Annotated in this window: 15 protein-coding genes; 8 read left to right on the top strand and 7 right to left on the bottom strand. The window is 55.2% G+C overall.

Annotated features, from left to right (window positions below; translation table 11 throughout):
- Nucleotides 1-212: 212 nt before the first annotated feature.
- Nucleotides 213-1,919 (top strand): maltokinase N-terminal cap-like domain-containing protein, encoded by a 1,707-nt coding sequence (locus ACAW74_RS22100; RefSeq protein WP_370700413.1) that lies wholly within the window; start codon nucleotides 213-215, stop codon nucleotides 1,917-1,919.
- Nucleotides 1,920-2,055: 136 nt separating this feature from the next.
- Complete coding sequence (locus ACAW74_RS22105) at nucleotides 2,056-2,898, top strand: SDR family NAD(P)-dependent oxidoreductase (RefSeq protein ID WP_370700414.1); 843 nt, start codon at nucleotides 2,056-2,058, stop codon at nucleotides 2,896-2,898.
- 16 nt (nucleotides 2,899-2,914) lie between these two features.
- Here ACAW74_RS22105 and ACAW74_RS22110 read toward each other — a convergent pair whose 3' ends face one another.
- Both ACAW74_RS22110 and ACAW74_RS22115 read right to left on the bottom strand, forming a co-directional pair.
- Nucleotides 2,915-4,783, bottom strand: a complete 1,869-nt coding sequence (locus ACAW74_RS22110) for a putative Ig domain-containing protein (RefSeq protein ID WP_370700415.1) — start codon at nucleotides 4,781-4,783, stop codon at nucleotides 2,915-2,917.
- Nucleotides 4,784-4,996: 213 nt separating this feature from the next.
- Nucleotides 4,997-5,962 (bottom strand): acyl-ACP desaturase, encoded by a 966-nt coding sequence (locus ACAW74_RS22115; RefSeq protein ID WP_370700416.1) that lies wholly within the window; start codon nucleotides 5,960-5,962, stop codon nucleotides 4,997-4,999.
- Nucleotides 5,963-6,069: 107 nt separating this feature from the next.
- Here ACAW74_RS22115 and ACAW74_RS22120 point away from each other — a divergent pair, with 107 nt between their 5' ends.
- The 3 genes from ACAW74_RS22120 (at nucleotide 6,070) to ACAW74_RS22130 (ending at nucleotide 9,292) form a co-directional block, all read left to right on the top strand.
- Entirely contained in the window at nucleotides 6,070-6,855 is a 786-nt protein-coding gene (locus ACAW74_RS22120) for a lysophospholipid acyltransferase family protein (protein WP_370700417.1), read from the top strand.
- A 50-nt stretch (nucleotides 6,856-6,905) separates the two neighbouring features.
- A complete protein-coding gene (locus ACAW74_RS22125; RefSeq protein ID WP_370700418.1) occupies nucleotides 6,906-7,742 on the top strand; it encodes a thymidylate synthase in 837 nt (278 codons plus the stop codon).
- Between the two features lie 95 nt (nucleotides 7,743-7,837).
- A complete protein-coding gene (locus tag ACAW74_RS22130; RefSeq protein WP_370700419.1) occupies nucleotides 7,838-9,292 on the top strand; it encodes a leucyl aminopeptidase family protein in 1,455 nt (484 codons plus the stop codon).
- 104 nt (nucleotides 9,293-9,396) lie between these two features.
- On the opposite strand, the gene ACAW74_RS22135 is transcribed toward ACAW74_RS22130, so the two are convergent.
- From ACAW74_RS22135 to ACAW74_RS22145, 3 genes are all read right to left on the bottom strand, one after another.
- Nucleotides 9,397-10,035 carry a hypothetical protein gene (locus tag ACAW74_RS22135; protein ID WP_370700420.1) on the bottom strand — a complete coding sequence of 213 codons (639 nt, stop codon included), beginning with the start codon at nucleotides 10,033-10,035 and terminating at the stop codon, nucleotides 9,397-9,399.
- Between the two features lie 107 nt (nucleotides 10,036-10,142).
- The gene (gene rpoN, locus ACAW74_RS22140; RefSeq protein WP_370700421.1) at nucleotides 10,143-11,594 is read right to left on the bottom strand and encodes an RNA polymerase factor sigma-54; all 1,452 of its coding nucleotides are present in this window, start codon (nucleotides 11,592-11,594) and stop codon (nucleotides 10,143-10,145) included.
- 222 nt (nucleotides 11,595-11,816) lie between these two features.
- Entirely contained in the window at nucleotides 11,817-12,257 is a 441-nt protein-coding gene (locus tag ACAW74_RS22145; RefSeq protein ID WP_015331249.1) for an OsmC family peroxiredoxin, read from the bottom strand.
- 166 nt (nucleotides 12,258-12,423) lie between these two features.
- Here ACAW74_RS22145 and ACAW74_RS22150 point away from each other — a divergent pair, with 166 nt between their 5' ends.
- Nucleotides 12,424-14,013, top strand: a complete 1,590-nt coding sequence (locus tag ACAW74_RS22150; protein WP_370700422.1) for a GNAT family N-acetyltransferase — start codon at nucleotides 12,424-12,426, stop codon at nucleotides 14,011-14,013.
- Between the two features lie 161 nt (nucleotides 14,014-14,174).
- A complete protein-coding gene (locus ACAW74_RS22155; protein WP_370700423.1) occupies nucleotides 14,175-14,729 on the top strand; it encodes a PEGA domain-containing protein in 555 nt (184 codons plus the stop codon).
- A gap of 75 nt (nucleotides 14,730-14,804) precedes the next feature.
- Here the strand turns inward: ACAW74_RS22155 and ACAW74_RS22160 are convergent, their stop codons facing one another.
- Both ACAW74_RS22160 and ACAW74_RS22165 read right to left on the bottom strand, forming a co-directional pair.
- Nucleotides 14,805-15,221 carry a ribosomal maturation YjgA family protein gene (locus tag ACAW74_RS22160; protein WP_370700424.1) on the bottom strand — a complete coding sequence of 139 codons (417 nt, stop codon included), beginning with the start codon at nucleotides 15,219-15,221 and terminating at the stop codon, nucleotides 14,805-14,807.
- Nucleotides 15,221-16,093, bottom strand: coding sequence for a glycerophosphodiester phosphodiesterase family protein (locus tag ACAW74_RS22165; RefSeq protein WP_370700425.1), 873 nt, complete (start codon nucleotides 16,091-16,093; stop codon nucleotides 15,221-15,223). Before ACAW74_RS22165 ends, ACAW74_RS22160 begins: the two co-directional genes overlap by 1 nt.
- 464 nt (nucleotides 16,094-16,557) lie before the next feature.
- Here ACAW74_RS22165 and ACAW74_RS22170 point away from each other — a divergent pair, with 464 nt between their 5' ends.
- Nucleotides 16,558-16,965 (top strand): DUF4332 domain-containing protein, encoded by a 408-nt coding sequence (locus tag ACAW74_RS22170; protein ID WP_370700426.1) that lies wholly within the window; start codon nucleotides 16,558-16,560, stop codon nucleotides 16,963-16,965.
- The last annotated feature ends 24 nt before the right edge of the window (nucleotides 16,966-16,989 follow it).

Genomic DNA, 16,989 nt, shown 5'->3' on the forward strand with positions numbered 1-16,989 from the left:
CTACCAGCCTGAATCTGACCAAAGGTTTCAGCTTGTAGTGCTTTTTATCTTTATCACGGCACGTTCCGGCCTCAATGACAAAAGCCACGGGTTATAGCACAAATCGGATAAACAATAGGGTCTTTGAGCGATTATAGGTAGACATCTATTACTTTGCTCTACCCCGTCGACACACAAGCGGGCAGTCCTTTTTGAACGTACCCAACAGCGCTATGCCCTCTTTTCTGACCTCTACCCAACCGTGGTCTGCTTTTCTTAAAGACACCGACGCCCATCAGCAACTTGCCGAGGCCATTCTGCTTCCTTACGTGAATACCTGCCGCTGGTTTGCTGGAAAAGCCCGTCAGCAAATGGGCATCCGCGTCGATACCGTCCTGGCGCTGGCTGGCACGGGCCAGCAACCCTTTTACCTGCTTATCCTCGATACCCGCTACGCCGACGGCGAACCCGAGCAATACCTGCTCCCGCTGGCGTTCGTTGCCGACCGAACCGACGTACCCGACAAAGGCGTGCTGGTCGAAGCCAATTTTTCGGGTACGCCAGGTACGTTGGTCGACGCCATTTACGTAGCCGGTTTTCGGGAAGCACTCTTCCAGCACATGGCCGCCAATGACACCGTAGATCAGCCCGGAGATTCCGCGTCAGGCAGTTCTGCGTCTGGCGAGTCCGCGTCCGGTACGTTGGTGTTTCAGCGCGGGCGGGGTCTGGTCGACGCCGAAACGGGGGCCACCCTCACCTCGCGCGTTCTGCCAGTCGATTCGAGCAATTCGGCGCTGGTGTTCGGCTATGCTCTGCCGGGTCAACCGTCGGGCGAGCTGTTCTTTCTGAAACTCTACCGGAAACTGTTCGAGCAAACCAACCCGGAGGTCGAGATGGTCGCCTTCCTGACCGAGACGGGCGGCTTTGGGGCCATTCCGGCCTACGCGGGGCGGTTTACGTGGCAACGGTCGGATGAAGCCGGTCGGCAACCCGACATCACGCTCGGCATGATGCAGCGAATGGTCCCCAACGACAAAGACAGTTGGGCCATGACCGGCGATTACCTCAACGATTTCCTGTATGCGGTTCCCAACCGGCTCTTTGCGGTTAAGGAAGATGTCTTCGAGAAAGTAGCGCTTTTGGGGCGGCGTACCGCCGAAATGCACCTGGCCCTCTACGCCAAAACCGACGACCCGGCCTTTCAGTCGGAACCCTTCACCGACGACTACCGCCGCTTCCTGACAGGCCGTTTCTCCGACCTGCTCGAACGCCGTTACGACCTGCTGGTCAACAACTACGACCGCCTCGATGCGCAGGCGCAGCGGCTGGCGTGGGTGTTCATGGAAGCCAAAGAGATGATCGATGATTTCGTGGCCGATTTCCAGACGCGCTGGCTCGGTTCGTGCCGGATTCGCGTGCACGGCGACTACCACCTCGGGCAGGTGCTGGCGGTTGGTGACCACACCGGCCATCGCGACTACGTGGTTATCGACTTCGAAGGCGAGCCCGAAAGCACCATCACCGACCGGAAGATCAAGCATTCGCCGCTGAAAGACGTAGCGGGCATGATTCGGTCGTATCATTACGCCGTGTCGGCCAAGCTGTTCAACTCCGTCGAAACGGAAGGTATCGACCCCGACAAGCTCCAGATCGTTTCGGATCGCTGGTACAAGCTCATCCGCGACACGTACCTGGACGCCTATCTCGACACGTTTGGGTCGCCGCACCCCATGTTTTACGACAATGGCGAGATCAACTACCTACTGCTGATTTACCTGCTCGAAAAAGCGGTGTACGAACTGGGCTACGAGATCAGCTACCGTCCCACCTGGGTGAAAATCCCCTTGAAAGGCATCGTCGACGTGATCCGCGAAATCGAGAAGCTCCAGCCCGGGGGCCACCATCGCCAAATGGCCTCCGCCCCGCTGCATCTTGTGTAACGCATAATGTACAATGCACGATGGACAATGTACAATGCACGATGGACGATGGACAATGCATTGGAACTGGTACTAGTGTTACTACTGCGTCAGCCCCATTGTACATTGTACATTGTACATTATTCATTCTCTTCCCATGAGCTACTTTACCGACAAAACGATACTTGTCACCGGCGCCGGGTCGGGGATTGGGCGCGAACTCGCCCGGCAGGCGGTTGAGCGGGGGGCTACCGTTATTGCTACGGATATCAACGAGGTTACCCTCGCCGAAACGCAGCAACTGGCGGGTGGATCATTGACAACGTACCGGCTCGACGTGAGCGATGCCACGGCGATTCTGTCGTTTGCGGCGTCGGTCATCCCGACGCTCGCCCCGGAAAGGCCCCTGATTCTGGTAAACAACGCGGGCGTCGCGCTTGCCAGTGGCCCGTTTTCCCAAACCGACCTGATTGATTTCGAGTGGTTGCTGAGTATCAACCTGATGGGTGTGATTCGGATGACGAAAGCGTTTCTGCCGTTTATGCAGCAGCACAACCGGGGGCAGGTCGTCAATCTCAGTAGTGTATTTGGGCTGGCGGGGGTCGAAAACCAGTCGGCCTACTGCACGGCCAAATTCGGAGTACGTGGCTTCTCCGACGTGCTACGGATGGAACTGCTCGACACGGGTATCGGGGTCACTTGCGTGCATCCGGGCGGTATTAAAACCAATATTGCCGCTAGTGCCCGGCTTGGCCAGAGCGGTTTCGTGACCGAAGCCATGCACAAACAGGGGACGGCCAGTTTCGCCGACGCCGCGAAAACAACACCCCAACGGGCTGCCACCATCATTATGGAGGGCATTGAACGCCGTAAAGCCCGCATTCTCATCGGTGTCGACGCTCAGCAGATTGAGTGGGTCACGCGGCTATTCCCAACGCGTTACGTATCCATATTGAAGAGTCGGGTGCAGAAGGTTTTAGGGCAAGCGATGTCTCAATAAGGTGATTTAGGTGCGTTTATTGCTTCAGAATAGATACTGCTCTTTGCCTACTAGGTGTAGTTACCTGCACGTAGTAAAGGCCTGACGGTTTGCCCAGTTGAGCTTTTACAAACACAGACGGCGAACCTATTTTGTCAATATACAAGCTACTGATGTGCCGCCCCTGCGAATCAAAGCAACGTATCGATAGCGGCTCGTCATTTATTCCCCCAATCTCGAGGTTGGCTTCCTCTGTTAGTACAGGATTGCCAAATACGACAACTCGTAATGGCATAGGCTCATCCTGACCATCTGCTTGGTTTACGCGCGCGCCGCCAATGGTCTGCCCTTCTGTCAGCAGATAGAAGCCGCTAGAGACCGACGCTCCCCCATCATCAGTAGCGACGACAGTAATGCCAGCCCGAATTGGAGAGATAGGTGTGCCTGATATAACCCCTGTGGTAGCGTTCAGACTCAACCCTCGCGCTAGATTGCTAGACGTGTAAGTAAATGGTCGGCCTTCAGGGTCGGCAAAGGCATATGCTGTTGCGATCGAGATTGGCACACCAACCGTAGCTGACACAGGCGATGACAGGCCTTCGCCAACTACATAGGGCGGTAAGTTAATGGTCAGAAAAAAGCCGCTGTATGTCGTAGAGCCACCATCATCCGTAGCTCCAATGGTAATGCCATACCGCCCCCCACCCAGAACCTTCCCGGAAATGATCCCCGTATTACTATCCAGATTCAGCCCAGATGGCAAAGAACTGGAGCTGTAGCTAAGTGGCCTCCCCTCTGGATCGGAAAACGCATAGGCCGTAGGAATCGACAAGAAAGCCCCACTTAGGCGGATCAGAGGTGTTTGCAATCCACCAATAATGACAGGAGGAAGATTAGTGGGCGGATCAGTGTTGACCAGCAAGTAGAAACCACTGTAAATTGTATGGCCTCCATCATCCGTAGCTCCAATAGTAATGCCCCACTGACCTAATAGCGTAGGTGTACCAGATAGCACACCTGTGGTCGGATTCAGACTCAGGCCGACAGGCAGTGGACTAGATGTAAAGGTGAGAGGCCGACCTTCGGGATCGCCAAAAGACGAGGCAGTTGAAATTGATATAGGCGTATTCACCGTAACGGATTTGGGCGAACTCAGGCCAATACCCAATACATATGGCGGCAAATTGATAGCTGGATTGAGCGCAACGTCAAGGTAAAACCCATTGTATTCTACCGCATCAGTCTGTTTGTTTCTAGCTGCCACTGTGATGCCAAACCGACCAGGATTTGCAGGCACACCCGATATAAGTCCAGAAGTCGCGTCCAAAGTCAGGCCGAGAGGCAGACTGCCTGACGAAAAAGTAAGATACCCATTTTGGCTACCATAAAACGCCCCTGCTGTAGTTGTCGAAAAAGGTATACCTACCATTGCTGACTGGGGGGACGTGATGCCCGCCGCATTCTTGACGTGCAAATAAAAACCGGAATAAGCCCTGTTGCCCTCGTTGTCAGTGGCCACGACTGTAATACCAAAAAGCCCGGCCATTGGCGGCCTGCCAGTAATAATGCCACTACCAGCATCGATAGTAAGCCCATCGGTAGTAATGCCACCCAGTATATACGTCAGTGCCCCACCGTCTGGATCCGCAAAGGCATAAGCTGTTGGAATAGTGAGGTCAACACCTCTAACTGTATACATATTTTTCGGGGTAATACCCTCACCCACTTCATAGGGCGGATAACCAGTTGACGAGTTTCGTACAACAGGTTGCAGGGTGTCGATTCGGCTATATGCAGACTGCTGAACAGTGACATTCGCAGGATCGCCACTGAAACTAGATGCATACGTTTCAGCAGAAAAAAAACATGAAACTATTTCTAAGAGTAGAAGGAAAAGTGAACGCATATCTGTTGGGTTGGCCTTCGACAACATCTGGATCAAACTATGATATACTACATAAATTTCAACATTTCCTACTATTTGTATATATTTTCTGTCAAAAAACTCACATTTACTCTACATACAAACTAAGCCTGGTTCAAGCTGAAAGGCGTGTAGTACCGAGATGCATCTCGGTACTACACGCCTTTCAGCTTGAACCAGGCTTAGTTTGTGTTCTTACCCAATCCAGCTAAACTCGTAGGCTAGGGAGGGCGTTTTGGTGCGCTCGGCCACGCGGGTCAGGCGGGCAGGTAAGGCCATCAGGTAATCGCGGGCGCGCTGTGCTTCGTCGGACAGGTCAGCGATGACGTCGATCTTCCAGTCGATCAGCAGTGACTCCAGAATACGGATGTAATCATGCACGGTGTAGACACCCAGGCGCTGGGCGGCATCCGAGAAATGAGCAAACGTCTCGCCGATCTTCACGCCGGTTTCGCGGAGGAAGTGCGCCGGCATCACGATTTTCTTGCGCATCATGTCGTCGAAGGCCAGCATCATGTTGGACGGGTCGAGCGCGAAAATTTCGCTCACAAACGCCTTGTACGCTTTGGCGTGACGCATTTCATCGGCGGCGATTACCCCACATATCTGCGACAGAATGGGACTTCCCGCCTGTTTAGCCAGTGTCGCCGTGCGGCGGTGCGAGAGGTTAGTGGCCAGTTCCTGAAACGACGTGTAGACGAAGTTGCGGTAGGGGTCGCTGCCGGTGCCAATGTCAAAGCCATCGGCAATCAGGTACTGCGTCGATACCTCCATCGCCCGCATATCGACCCGGCCCGACAGGTACAGAAATTTATTGAGCAAATCGCCGTGACGGTTTTCTTCGGCCGTCCAGCCACGTACCCAGCGCGTCCAGCCCTGCCCGTCTTCCTGGTTAACACCCTGCATGCCCATCAGCCACGACTCGTAAGTCGGCAGGGCCTCCTCCGTCACCGTGTCACCAACCAGCACGGCCAGGTAATCGTATGACAACGCGGCCACCTGTTCGCGCAGGTCGCGCAGCTTATCGAAGAACGAAGGCTGCGTCGAGTCGGGTAAAAAATCGGCAGGCTGCCAGTTCGTTTCGATTGGCTTGAGAAACTCGTTCATGAAAGCATCCATTTTGGTGCCAATGAACTGCATCACTTCGGTTCGAAGATTCATTCTTTTCCTTTATAAATGAGGCCTTAACCTCTAACAACTGACGTTCTGCTTGTAAATGATTCGTCAAAGAAAGCATGTAAACAGGCTTGTTACCTATTTTTGGGGCAATGCCACGTTCTTTTAGTCCGTTTCGGTTCGCCAAACGCGGAATCGATTACATCCTTAGCGCCCTGTATCTGGTCTATTTTGGCCTTGTCCTGCTGGTTTTCCATGCCATTCAGGTGCTGACCTTCTGGCTGGGTGGCCGTGCCTGGCAACAGCACGCCGCCGCCGCCATGAATGCCTGCCTGATGTATGGGCAATGGCTCACCGGCTCTACCTCGCGGTTCCGGGTTGCCACCCCACTCCCAACCGACCGACCGCTGATTTTCGTCGCCAACCACCAGAGTCTGTTCGACATTCCGCCCATGGGCTGGTGGCTGCGGGCCTACAAACCGGTGTTTGTGGCGAAAAAAGAGCTGGAATACGGTACGCCCAGTGTGTCGTATAACCTGCGTAAAAGTGGGGCGGCGCTGATTGATCGTCAGGATGCCCGCCAGTCGCTGGGAGAACTGGGCCGACTCGGTGGCCGACTGAAAACCCTGGACTGCTCCGTTATTATCTTTCCCGAAGGCACCCGCAGCCGCGACGGTATGCCGCGCCCATTTGCCGGTGCCGGTCTGGCCATTCTACTCAAAAAAGCGCCCAATTCGCTCATCGTGCCGGTTGCCATTGACGGCACCGGTCGCTTCAACCCCGAGGGCCTATTCCCGCTTCGTTCGTTCAGCCGCCTGTCGTGGACCGTTCTGACGCCCATCGACCCGGCGGGTCTCAACGCCGAGCAGGTTGCCGAGCAGGCCCGGCAAGCCATTGCGGCAACCTTAGAACGTGGGGGTTCCCGGTCGGGTTCCTGACCCGTCGGCAGCATTCGCGTTGTATCTTCGCCTTTCCAACTCACCCAGCTATGCAGCAATACCATGACCTGCTCCGGCATATTCTTGCCAATGGTACCCGCAAAACCGACCGTACCGGCACCGGCACCCTCAGCGTTTTTGGCTACCAGATGCGCTTCGACCTGCAATCGGGCTTTCCATTGCTGACGACCAAAAAGGTCCATACCCGGTCGATCATTCACGAGCTGTTGTGGTTTATCAAGGGCGACACGAATATCAAGTACCTGAAAGACAACGGAGTTAGTATCTGGGATGAGTGGGCCGACGAAAACGGCGACCTCGGCGATGTCTACGGCAAACAATGGCGCAGTTGGGAAACTACCGACGGCCGCCAGATCGATCAGTTGGCCAACGTAATCCGGCAATTAAAACAATCGCCCGACTCTCGCCGGATGATCGTCTCGGCCTGGAACCCCGGCGAGGTCGATCGGATGGCGCTTCCTCCCTGCCATGCTCTGTTCCAGTTCTACGTAGCCCCACCCGACGAAGCCAAAGGTCATACTAAACCGAACGCGGCCCGACCGCAGCTGTCGTGTCAGCTTTACCAGCGGTCGGCCGACGTGTTTCTGGGGGTGCCGTTTAACATTGCCTCCTACGCGCTGCTCACGATGATGATCGCGCAGGAATGTGGCTATGAAGCCCACGAATTTATCTGGACGGGCGGCGATACGCACCTGTACCTGAACCATCTGGAGCAGGTCGATACACAGTTGGCGCGCCCGTTCCGCCCGCTGCCGACGATGCGGCTGAACCCCGCCGTTCGGTCAGTGTTTGATTTTACATACGACGATTTTACCCTGGAAAACTACGACCCCTGGCCGGCCATCAAAGCGCCGGTAGCGGTTTAATCGGGCAGGGATGGCGGGGGTAGCAGGGATGGCAGGGGCGTACCCAGCTACCCCCGCCTTCCCTGCTACCCCCGCCATCCCTGCTCCTTCCCCCTATGCAATTCTTCCTCCACACCAGTTCAGTGGCGACTGATGCCACGGTTTGGCTACTCGTCAAGAACCAGCCGCTGCCCGAAGTCGCGCAGGTCGCGCAGGGCGATTTTACCGGCGATCGTAACGAGACGCTACTCGTCTACGGCGCTGACGGCCACAAGCATTTCATGCTAGGTTTGGGTGAAAGACCCACATCAGACACGTACCTGAAAGCCGTCAGAAAGCTGTTCTACAGCCAGAAAGCAAAATTACCGACGCGTATTGGCATCGACCTGACCGGTACGTTATCGGAAGGGGCCGTGCCAGACCTACTTGAACCGATTGTGCTGGGTGTGCTGGGGGGCGGCTACGACCTGAAACTTTACCAAACCGGAAAAACGGCCCCGGCAGGTTTCTACGGCGAGTCAGGTACGTTGCATCTGACGGTCACGCAGGCCGATTTCACGGCGGCTCAGCGCGCCATTGACCGGGCCACGGTGATTGGTTCAGCCCAACGGGCGATGCTCGATCTGGCCAATGCACCATCCAATTACAAAACGCCCCAAACGCTGGCCGACTGGGCCGTTGCCTCGGGGCGGGCGCATGGCTACAGCGTGACGATTCTCGACCACGACGAACTGGCCCGGCAGGGCTACAACGCCCTATTGAGCGTAGGTCAGGGCAGCGAAAATCCGCCTCTACTGATCATCTGCGACTACAACCCCAGCCAGGCAACCGGCCCCACGGTCGGGTTGGTAGGCAAGGGCGTTACGTTCGATACGGGCGGTATCTCGATCAAACCGTCGACCAACATGCACCTGATGAAGAGCGACATGGGCGGGGCGGCGGCAGTGCTGGGTACGTTGGAAGTCGTAGCACGCCTGCGGTTGCCCATGCGCGTGGTGGGTATCGTGCCTGCTACCGAGAATGTGGTCGATGGCATGGCGACCAAACCCGGCGACGTGATCACCTCGTATCTGGGCAAGACCATCGAGATTATCGATACCGACGCCGAAGGGCGCGTGATTCTGGCCGATGGACTGGGGCACATGGTTCGGCATATTCAGCCCGACGTGCTTATCGATCTGGCCACGCTCACGGGCAACGTCATTGCTGCTCTGGGTTATCAGGCGGGCGGTTTGTTTACCAACAACGATGAGTTATCGACCCAACTGCTCAGGGCGGGCGACGAAACCGGCGAACGGCTCTGGCGGCTCCCGCTCTGGGACGCCTATAAGGATGACCTGACCTCCGATGTAGCCGATGTGAAGAACTTCAGCGGCAAGCCCATCAATGGAGCCATCGCCGCCGCCAAATTTCTGGAAGTCTTTACCGACAATCACCCGCGCTGGGCGCACCTCGACATCGCCGGCATGGCCTTCGCCGACACCGAGTTTGGCCAACAAAAAAACGCTACCGCTTTCGGTATACGTTTGTTGGTAGCGTTCCTGGAAAAATTGGCCGTTACGTACAAGTAGGGGTAGGGCACGTCCCAACCCGCCGTGCCCTGGACTATAGGGGTAGAGCATATCCCTGCGCATCAGTGCACAGCACAACAATCGGGTAGGGACATGCCCTACCCCTACAGCAACCAACTAACCGACGCCAGGCTGACCAGTAGGCCGAGCCCCAGGCCGGCGCCAACCTGCGCCAGCGTGTGGGCGTTGAGTTGCAGGCGGGCGCTCCCGACGAGCCCACTGATCGCGATCAGCCCCACCAGCGGCAGAAACAGATCGGTATCGCCCGATTTGGCCAACAGCCCCGCAATGGCTCCCAGCACGCCGCCAATACCCACGCTGTGCGCGCTGATTTTCCAGTATTGGTTGATGATCCCGACCAGCAGGATAGACAGCGTAATGCCCGCCAGCAATACGCTCACGCCCGGCGACGTAGCCGAAAACAGGCTCATGCGGAAGGCGAAAAAGTACGTTACGCCGGTGTAGATAAAGCCCGTCAGCAGAAACGGCAACCGCCGGTCGGCGCGGTCGGGCATGGTCATGTCGCGCAGGTATCCGATGCGATACAGGTAAAAAATGAGCAGACTCGGAATGGCGAACGTACCCAGAAAGAGCAGCACGAGCACGCTGAAGCGCGCTCCGAGCGAATAGGTATCGACGTTGAGCCGGGCCGGTGCCACATACAGCAGCAACGCAAATAGCCAGGTCGGCATCAGCAACGGATGAAAAACAACGGAAAGGAACTGAGCGAAGCGGGAATTCAAAGCTTAATGTACGATGACCAATGTATGATGTACAATGTGTATCCGACTGTTACTAGTAACTCATTGTACATCGTACATTGTTCCGCAGCAGCGGACCGCATTATACATTACAATTGTTTCCGCAGGCGGGCAACGGGGATGTTGAGTTGCTCGCGGTATTTGGCGACGGTACGGCGGGCGATGTTATAGCCCCGGTCGTTGAGCATTTTCTCGAGCTTGTCGTCCGACAGCGGGTTTACTTTCGGTTCGCTGTCGATCATATCCTTCAGGATATTCTTCACTTCCCGGCTGCTCACATCCTCGCCCGATTCGGTCGAGATACCTTCCGAGAAGAAATATTTGAGGGGGTAAATGCCAAATTCGGTCTGTACGGCTTTGCTGTTGGCCACCCGAGAGATCGTCGACACGTCCATTTCGATCATCTGCGCGATGTCTTTCAGGATCATGGGCCGCAGCTTGGTTTCGTCGCCGGTCAGGAAGAAATCGTATTGATAACGCACGATGGCGTTCATCGTTTTTAGCAGGGTCTGCTGCCGTTGTTTGATAGCGTCGATGAACCACTTGGCCGCGTCGAGCTTCTGCTTGACAAACGTGACCGTTTCTTTCAGCGCCTTGTTCTGTTTGTTGCTCTTGTCGTAGGTATCCAGCATGTCGGCAAACGAGCGGCTGATGCGCAGCTCCGGGGCATTGCGCGAGTTCAGCGATAGCTCCAGCTTGCCGTTGTTGTTCACCAGAATAAAGTCGGGTGTCAGATACGGAGCGGCGTTGTCGTCGCCCTCCACCGAACCCGGCTTGGGGTTCAGCTTGATAATGATGTCGACAACTTTCTTGAGCGACTCATCAGAAATATTGAGCCGCCGCTGAATTTTCTCGTAATGCTTTTTCGAAAACTCCTCGAAGTAGTCTTCGATAATCCGCGTGGCCAGTTGCACGCAGCTATCCGCCTGATCTTTACGTTTCAGTTGCAGCAAGAGACATTCGCGCAGGTCGCGGGCAGCAATGCCCGGCGGGTCAAACGTCTGAATTCTGTGCAGCACGTCTTCAATTTCCTCGGCGTCGACGAAAATGTTCTGCGAGAACGCCAGATCATTCACGATCGCCTGCATGGAGCGGCGGATGTAGCCGTCGCTTTCGATACTGCCCAGCAACTGTAACCCGATAATGCGTTGTTCATCGGTCAGGCGCAGGTAACCAAACTGCTGCATCAGCGAGTCGGTGAGGCTGCTCGACGTGGCCAGCGGCATCTCACGGTCTTCTTCGCCGTAGGCGCCGTCGCCCTGCATTTTGTAACCAGCGAATTCATCATTGGCCAGGTACGTGTCGATGTCTAGGTCGTCGTTGCGCTCACTGTAATCGTCCTGACTGTCAAAGTCATCGTCAAACTCATCTTTCGCCTCAAACTCTTCGTCCTGTCCCTCTTCCAATGCCGGATTAATTTCCAGTTCCTCTTCGATGCGGGTTTCCAACTCGGCGGTGGGAATCTGCAATAGCTTAATGAACTGAATCTGTTGCGGCGAGAGCTTCTGCTGCAACGACTGACTTAAACTTAATTTTTGCATGGAAAAGTTGGCTTTAGCGGATTAGAGACTTTCAGTGTAGATGTCAGGCGTGGGCGCGCACGTGAACGGCCTATCAATTATTAGACCAAAATATGCCAATTATGGCACCATGTCAAGAAAAACCGACACACACTGTTCTGCTCAATTGGCTGGCTCTTTACGCAAAAAAGGCATAAACCGACTGGTTAGTTAAGCCAGTCAGTTTATGCCCAGCGCCTTACCCTAAACCAGCGTTGCCTTCAGCGTGATCTCGATGTTGGGCGAAAGAGCCCGCGAGATAATGCAGTTTTTCTTGGCGTCGTTGGCGATTTCTTCAAACTTCGCCTGATCGATGCCCGGCACGCTGCCCGTCAGTGTCAGCTCAACCGCCGTGATCGTCAGCGTGTCCATATCCATTGACAGAACGGCTTTGGTTTCGAGGTGCGTGGGGGTAAAACCCTGCTGCCCCATCGTTGCGCCGGTTGCCATGGTGAAACAGCCAGCGTGGGCGGCTGCCAGCAGTTCTTCGGGGTTGGTGCCCGCACTGCCGTCTTCGCTCTGAAACCGGGTTTTAAATGAGAAAGGGGTGTTGTTCAGGACGCCGCCCGTTGCCGATAGGGTGCCGGTGCCTTCCTGTAGGCTACCCTCCCAGGTAGCCGATGCTCTGCGCTTAGCTTGTGCCATTGTGTGTGTAAACCGTTTGCGGTTTGGTGTTTGAGGATTGACGTTATCGAAACCGGATTGTCCCAGTAACGTCAACCCTCAAACACCAAACCGCAAACCAAGGTTTTTATCCGGATTGTTTTAGGCCCAAAATGGGTTAACTCAACTAAACGAGATCACCAGTATTATGCGGATTGTAACCCGGAATTTGAAGAAAAGTGACTATCCCGACCTGAAGGAAGCCATGATTGAGTCGTACAGTGGCATCGGCGGGGATTATTGGGAGAAAAATCTGATCGACAAGCTGTTGACCATCTTCCCGACGGGTCAGTTCTGCGTGGAAGTCGACGACAAGGTGGTCGCCTGTGCGCTGGCGATCCGGGTACGTTACGCCGATTTTGGCGACAACCACACCTTCGAGGAAATTACCGGCGAATACACCTTCGACACCCACACCGTCAAAGGCGACTGGCTATATGGCATCGAGGTCTTTGTGCACCCCGACTATCGGGATCTGCGGCTGGGCCGCCGTCTCTACGACGCCCGCAAGGAACTCTGCGAGCAGTTGAACCTGAAAGGCATTCTGGCCGGGGGGCGTATTCCCAACTATCGTAAATACGCCGATGAACTCTCGCCCCGCGAATTCATCAGCAAGGTAAAGCAGAAAGATATCTACGACCCGACGCTGTCGTTTCAGCTGGCCAACGACTTCCACGTGAAGAAGGTCCTGCGTGGTTACCTGCCCGGCGATACCGAATCGAAAGAATACGCCACGCTGCTCGAATGGAACAACATCTACTACGTGGCCGAGAAAGACCGCAAACCCCACACCGACTCCATTATCCGGCTGGGCGTGGTACAGTGGCAAATGCGGCACTTCCCGAATCTGCAATCGTTCTTCGATCAGGTTGAGTTTTTTGTCGACGTGGTCTCCGACTACAAAGCCGATTTTCTGGTGCTGCCCGAGTTCTTCAACACACCGCTGATGGTGCAGTTCCGCGACATGCCCGAGCCGCAGGCCATCCGCGAGCTGGCGCAGTATACCGAACAGGTACGTGACAGACTGGCGCAATTTGCCATTTCCTACAACGTCAATATTGTGGGTGGATCTATGCCGCTCATCGACGATGGGAAGCTCTACAACGTGGCCTACCTCTGCCGCCGCGATGGTTCGTATGAAGAGTACCGCAAGGTTCATATTACGCCCAACGAGGTGAAATACTACGGCATGGTGGGCGGCTACGAGATCAAAGCCATCGACACCGACTGCGGCAAGGTGGGCATGATGATCTGCTACGACGTGGAGTTTCCCGAACTGGGTCGCATTCTGGCCGCGCAGGGGGCTCAAATCATCTTCGTGCCCTTCCTGACCGACACCCAGAATGGCTACTACCGCGTGCGGAACTGCGCACAGGCGCGGGCGATCGAAAACGAGTGTTATGTGGCCATTTCGGGCTGCGTGGGGAACCTGCCCAACGTACCCAACACCGACATTCACTACGCGCAGTCGGCCGTGTTTACGCCGTCTGATTTCCAGTTCCCGAACAACGCCATCAAGGCCGAAGCCACGACCAATACCGAGATGGTGCTCTTTGCCGATGTCGACGTGTCGCTGCTGAAGGAACTGCACGAATACGGATCGGTACAAAACCTGAAAGACCGCCGCACGGACCTTTACGAAGTGACGATCAAGCGCCCGTCGAAACGTACCGCCAAAAAAGCCTCGCACGACAACGACCCCGAGCATGTGGCTCCCGTGATCGTGGTATCGGAATAGGTAGGGGACCGTTATTTTTTTGTTAACCCAAAAGCTACTACTGTTCTCGAAAGGAATACTAGTAGCTTTTTTATTTACTTGCGCTAAACCTTTCCGGTCGGTCTTATCTAAGAAAAACCTGGGCAATAGCGCCCAGCTTAACCTTCTACTGCCTATCGCTCATGCTTACGTTCTTCACCAAAACACCCATTCGGGGTCTGGCTCTGGTGGCAGCGAGTGCTGTCTTGCTCGCCAACTGCAGCAGTTCCACGATCATCAACAGCCAGCCTACCGGGGCCAAACTCTACGTTAACGGCCAGTATAAAGGCACAACGCCCTACCAGTACAGCGATACCAAAATCGTTGGTAGCGTTACCGACCTCCGCCTCGAAAAAGACGGGTTCGAGCCGCTGCAATTACCGTTGGTTCGCAACGAACGGGCCGACGCCGGAGCTATCGTGGGTGGTGTTTTTCTGCTCTTCCCGTTTCTCTGGACGATGAAGTACGACCCCGATCATACCTACGAACTGCGCCCGCTGGCAGGCAACGAACAGCCCGCGACTACACCACCGGCTTCAACCGCCGCGCCGTTGTATGGCGTTGCGCCTGAGGCTACCAAAACGCAGACCAAAGCCGATCGCCTGCGCGAGCTCAAAAAACTGTTCGATGAGAAGATTCTGACGGAGAAAGAATACGAAGCTGAAAAGAAGAAGATTCTGGATAGCAGCGAGTACTAGCACTTATTGAATGCTACACAAAACGCTACTGGTCAGCAATTTCCCTCAATAAGGAATTGCCGACCAGTAGCGTTGTTAGTTCCTGGCCCGCCGTCGGCGCGTTGCGGACCCTATCCATCGGTCAAGCGCAGCTCCGATAGCAATACCAAGGCTGTAGCAAAGCAGATCGCTCCACAAGAAGCCAAAACCCAACACCAGCCCGCCCAGCCGGGTGGCGCGCAGGCTGTCGATCCAGGGGGCGTGATAGAGTTGGCTACCCTCAATACCAAAAGCGAACAAGATCGCCAACAACGCGATAGTTTTCGTCGGCTGCCGATTGAGCAGTGTGGCAAACCCCAAAAACACCATCAACGCCCACAGGACATCACCCACGTAGGTGCGAACGAAGGGCGGCAAACTCGCCGAACCATGCCGGGACGCCAACCCCACCAGCAGCACAACCACAATCAGGAGGGTATAGACAAGCCGGTTCCGTTCGGTTGCTCCTTTCATTACCGCAACACCCGGCTAACTTCCAGGGGGCGATCGGTCGAGAGCATATCGGCACCGGCGGCTGTCCACTCTTTGTACAGGTTATCGCCTTTGGCGGCAGCCTGCTTGTCGAGGTTGCCCAACGTACCCAGAATGGTAGCGATGCCTTTTTCGTGCAGGAACCCATACAGGCTCGGCTCCGGTGTGCGGGTGCCCACAAACGCCAGCATCCGGTTGTCGGGGATGCCCAGTTCGCGCAGTCGGTTATATTCGTCGGGGTTGCGGATCGTAACGGAGATCATCAGATCGGGTGCCAGTTGATGGACGAGCGCTGCATCCTTGGCGTTGTACGTGATGATGGCCACGTTCAATTCGGTCTTGGTGGCACGTACCTGCTCAATTACTTTCGCAAACGACACGTTGCGCTTCACGTCGAGCGTAAACAGCACGTTGGAGCGCCCCCAGGTCAGAATCTGGTTGAGCGTTGGTACGCGGAAAGCCGTGGGGTTGCCAAAATTATCTTCCAGCTTTACCTGCTGCACCTCGGCATAGGTATGGTCGATAAGTTTGCCGGTGCCGGTGGTCGTGCGGTCGAGGGTGGCGTCGTGCATCATTACCAACACACTATCTTTGGTCAGATCAATATCGCATTCAATCACCGCCGGCGCCTCCTGACGGCCAATTTGTTGGGCGACATACGCAAACGATTCGAGACAGTTTTCGGGATAGCCGCGCAGATCTCCCCCGCCCCGGTGTACCGAAATGAGTGGCGGCTGCCCTGCCTTGAACCGAAAGCGCTCGGCCGACAGTTCAGCCTTTCCAGACGGCGACAACCGGGGCGAACAGGCGACCGCCAGCCCCAGCAAGCCCGCCAAAAGAAACGTGTTTTTCATGGGGGCGAAATTAAGAGCCGCCGCGCAAAGGCAACGTACCTGGCAACCGAAACACACAATCAACCTAAACCGGGCCGCTCAGTCACGTTCCAAAAAGAGCGAGGGTTTTTCACTACTTTTACTTTCTATCTATCGGCGCCATTAACCTCATATGTTGGCCTGACAGGTCACCACACTGGATACACCCTTTTATTTAGCGGTTAGCCCCTTTTCACTATGACGTTTACCGATTACCTACTCACCAAAAAGATAGAACCGGCTCAATTTGCCAGAGAAGACCCTGCGACATATACGGAGTGGAATCGGCTCTTTGAGCAGATGGGCCCGGCGAGTTTTACCGTTTACAAAAAATTTCTACTTAACAAAACAAGGCGTAAATACTTATTGCGTTAATTTATAGTTGTATAGTTAGGCTAGTCAACTTAGCCTGTTTCGGTTTAACCCATACCTTATCCATCACACGTATGAGCCTCACACTAGGAGAACTAAAGGGGATTAATGATGCCTTAATTAACTTGTTGAAAGCGCAGGGGCTTGTCGATTCAGATACCCTCCTGGAAGCAACGCGCACCCCGAAAGGGCGTAGAGAGTTGGCGGAAACGATCGGAATCGATGGCTCCGTAATTCTGGAACTAGCCAACCGCGCTGACCTTGCCCGCATCAAAGGCATTGGCCGCGTCTACAGCGATTTGATGGAAGAAGCGGGCGTTGACACCGTAAAAGAATTAGCCAAACGCGTCCCGGAGAACCTGCACGCCAAGCTCGTCGAAATCAACAGCGTACGTCAGCTGACGCAGCGCCCCCCTTCGGCTGAGCAGGTGGCTGGATTTGTTGAACAGGCCAAGAGTTTGCCGCCCATGCTGGAATACTAGTCCTAGTCCCTGACGACGCACCTC

The sequence above is a fragment of the Fibrella musci genome (genome assembly GCF_041321105.1).
Taxonomy (GTDB): domain Bacteria; phylum Bacteroidota; class Bacteroidia; order Cytophagales; family Spirosomataceae; genus Fibrella; species Fibrella musci.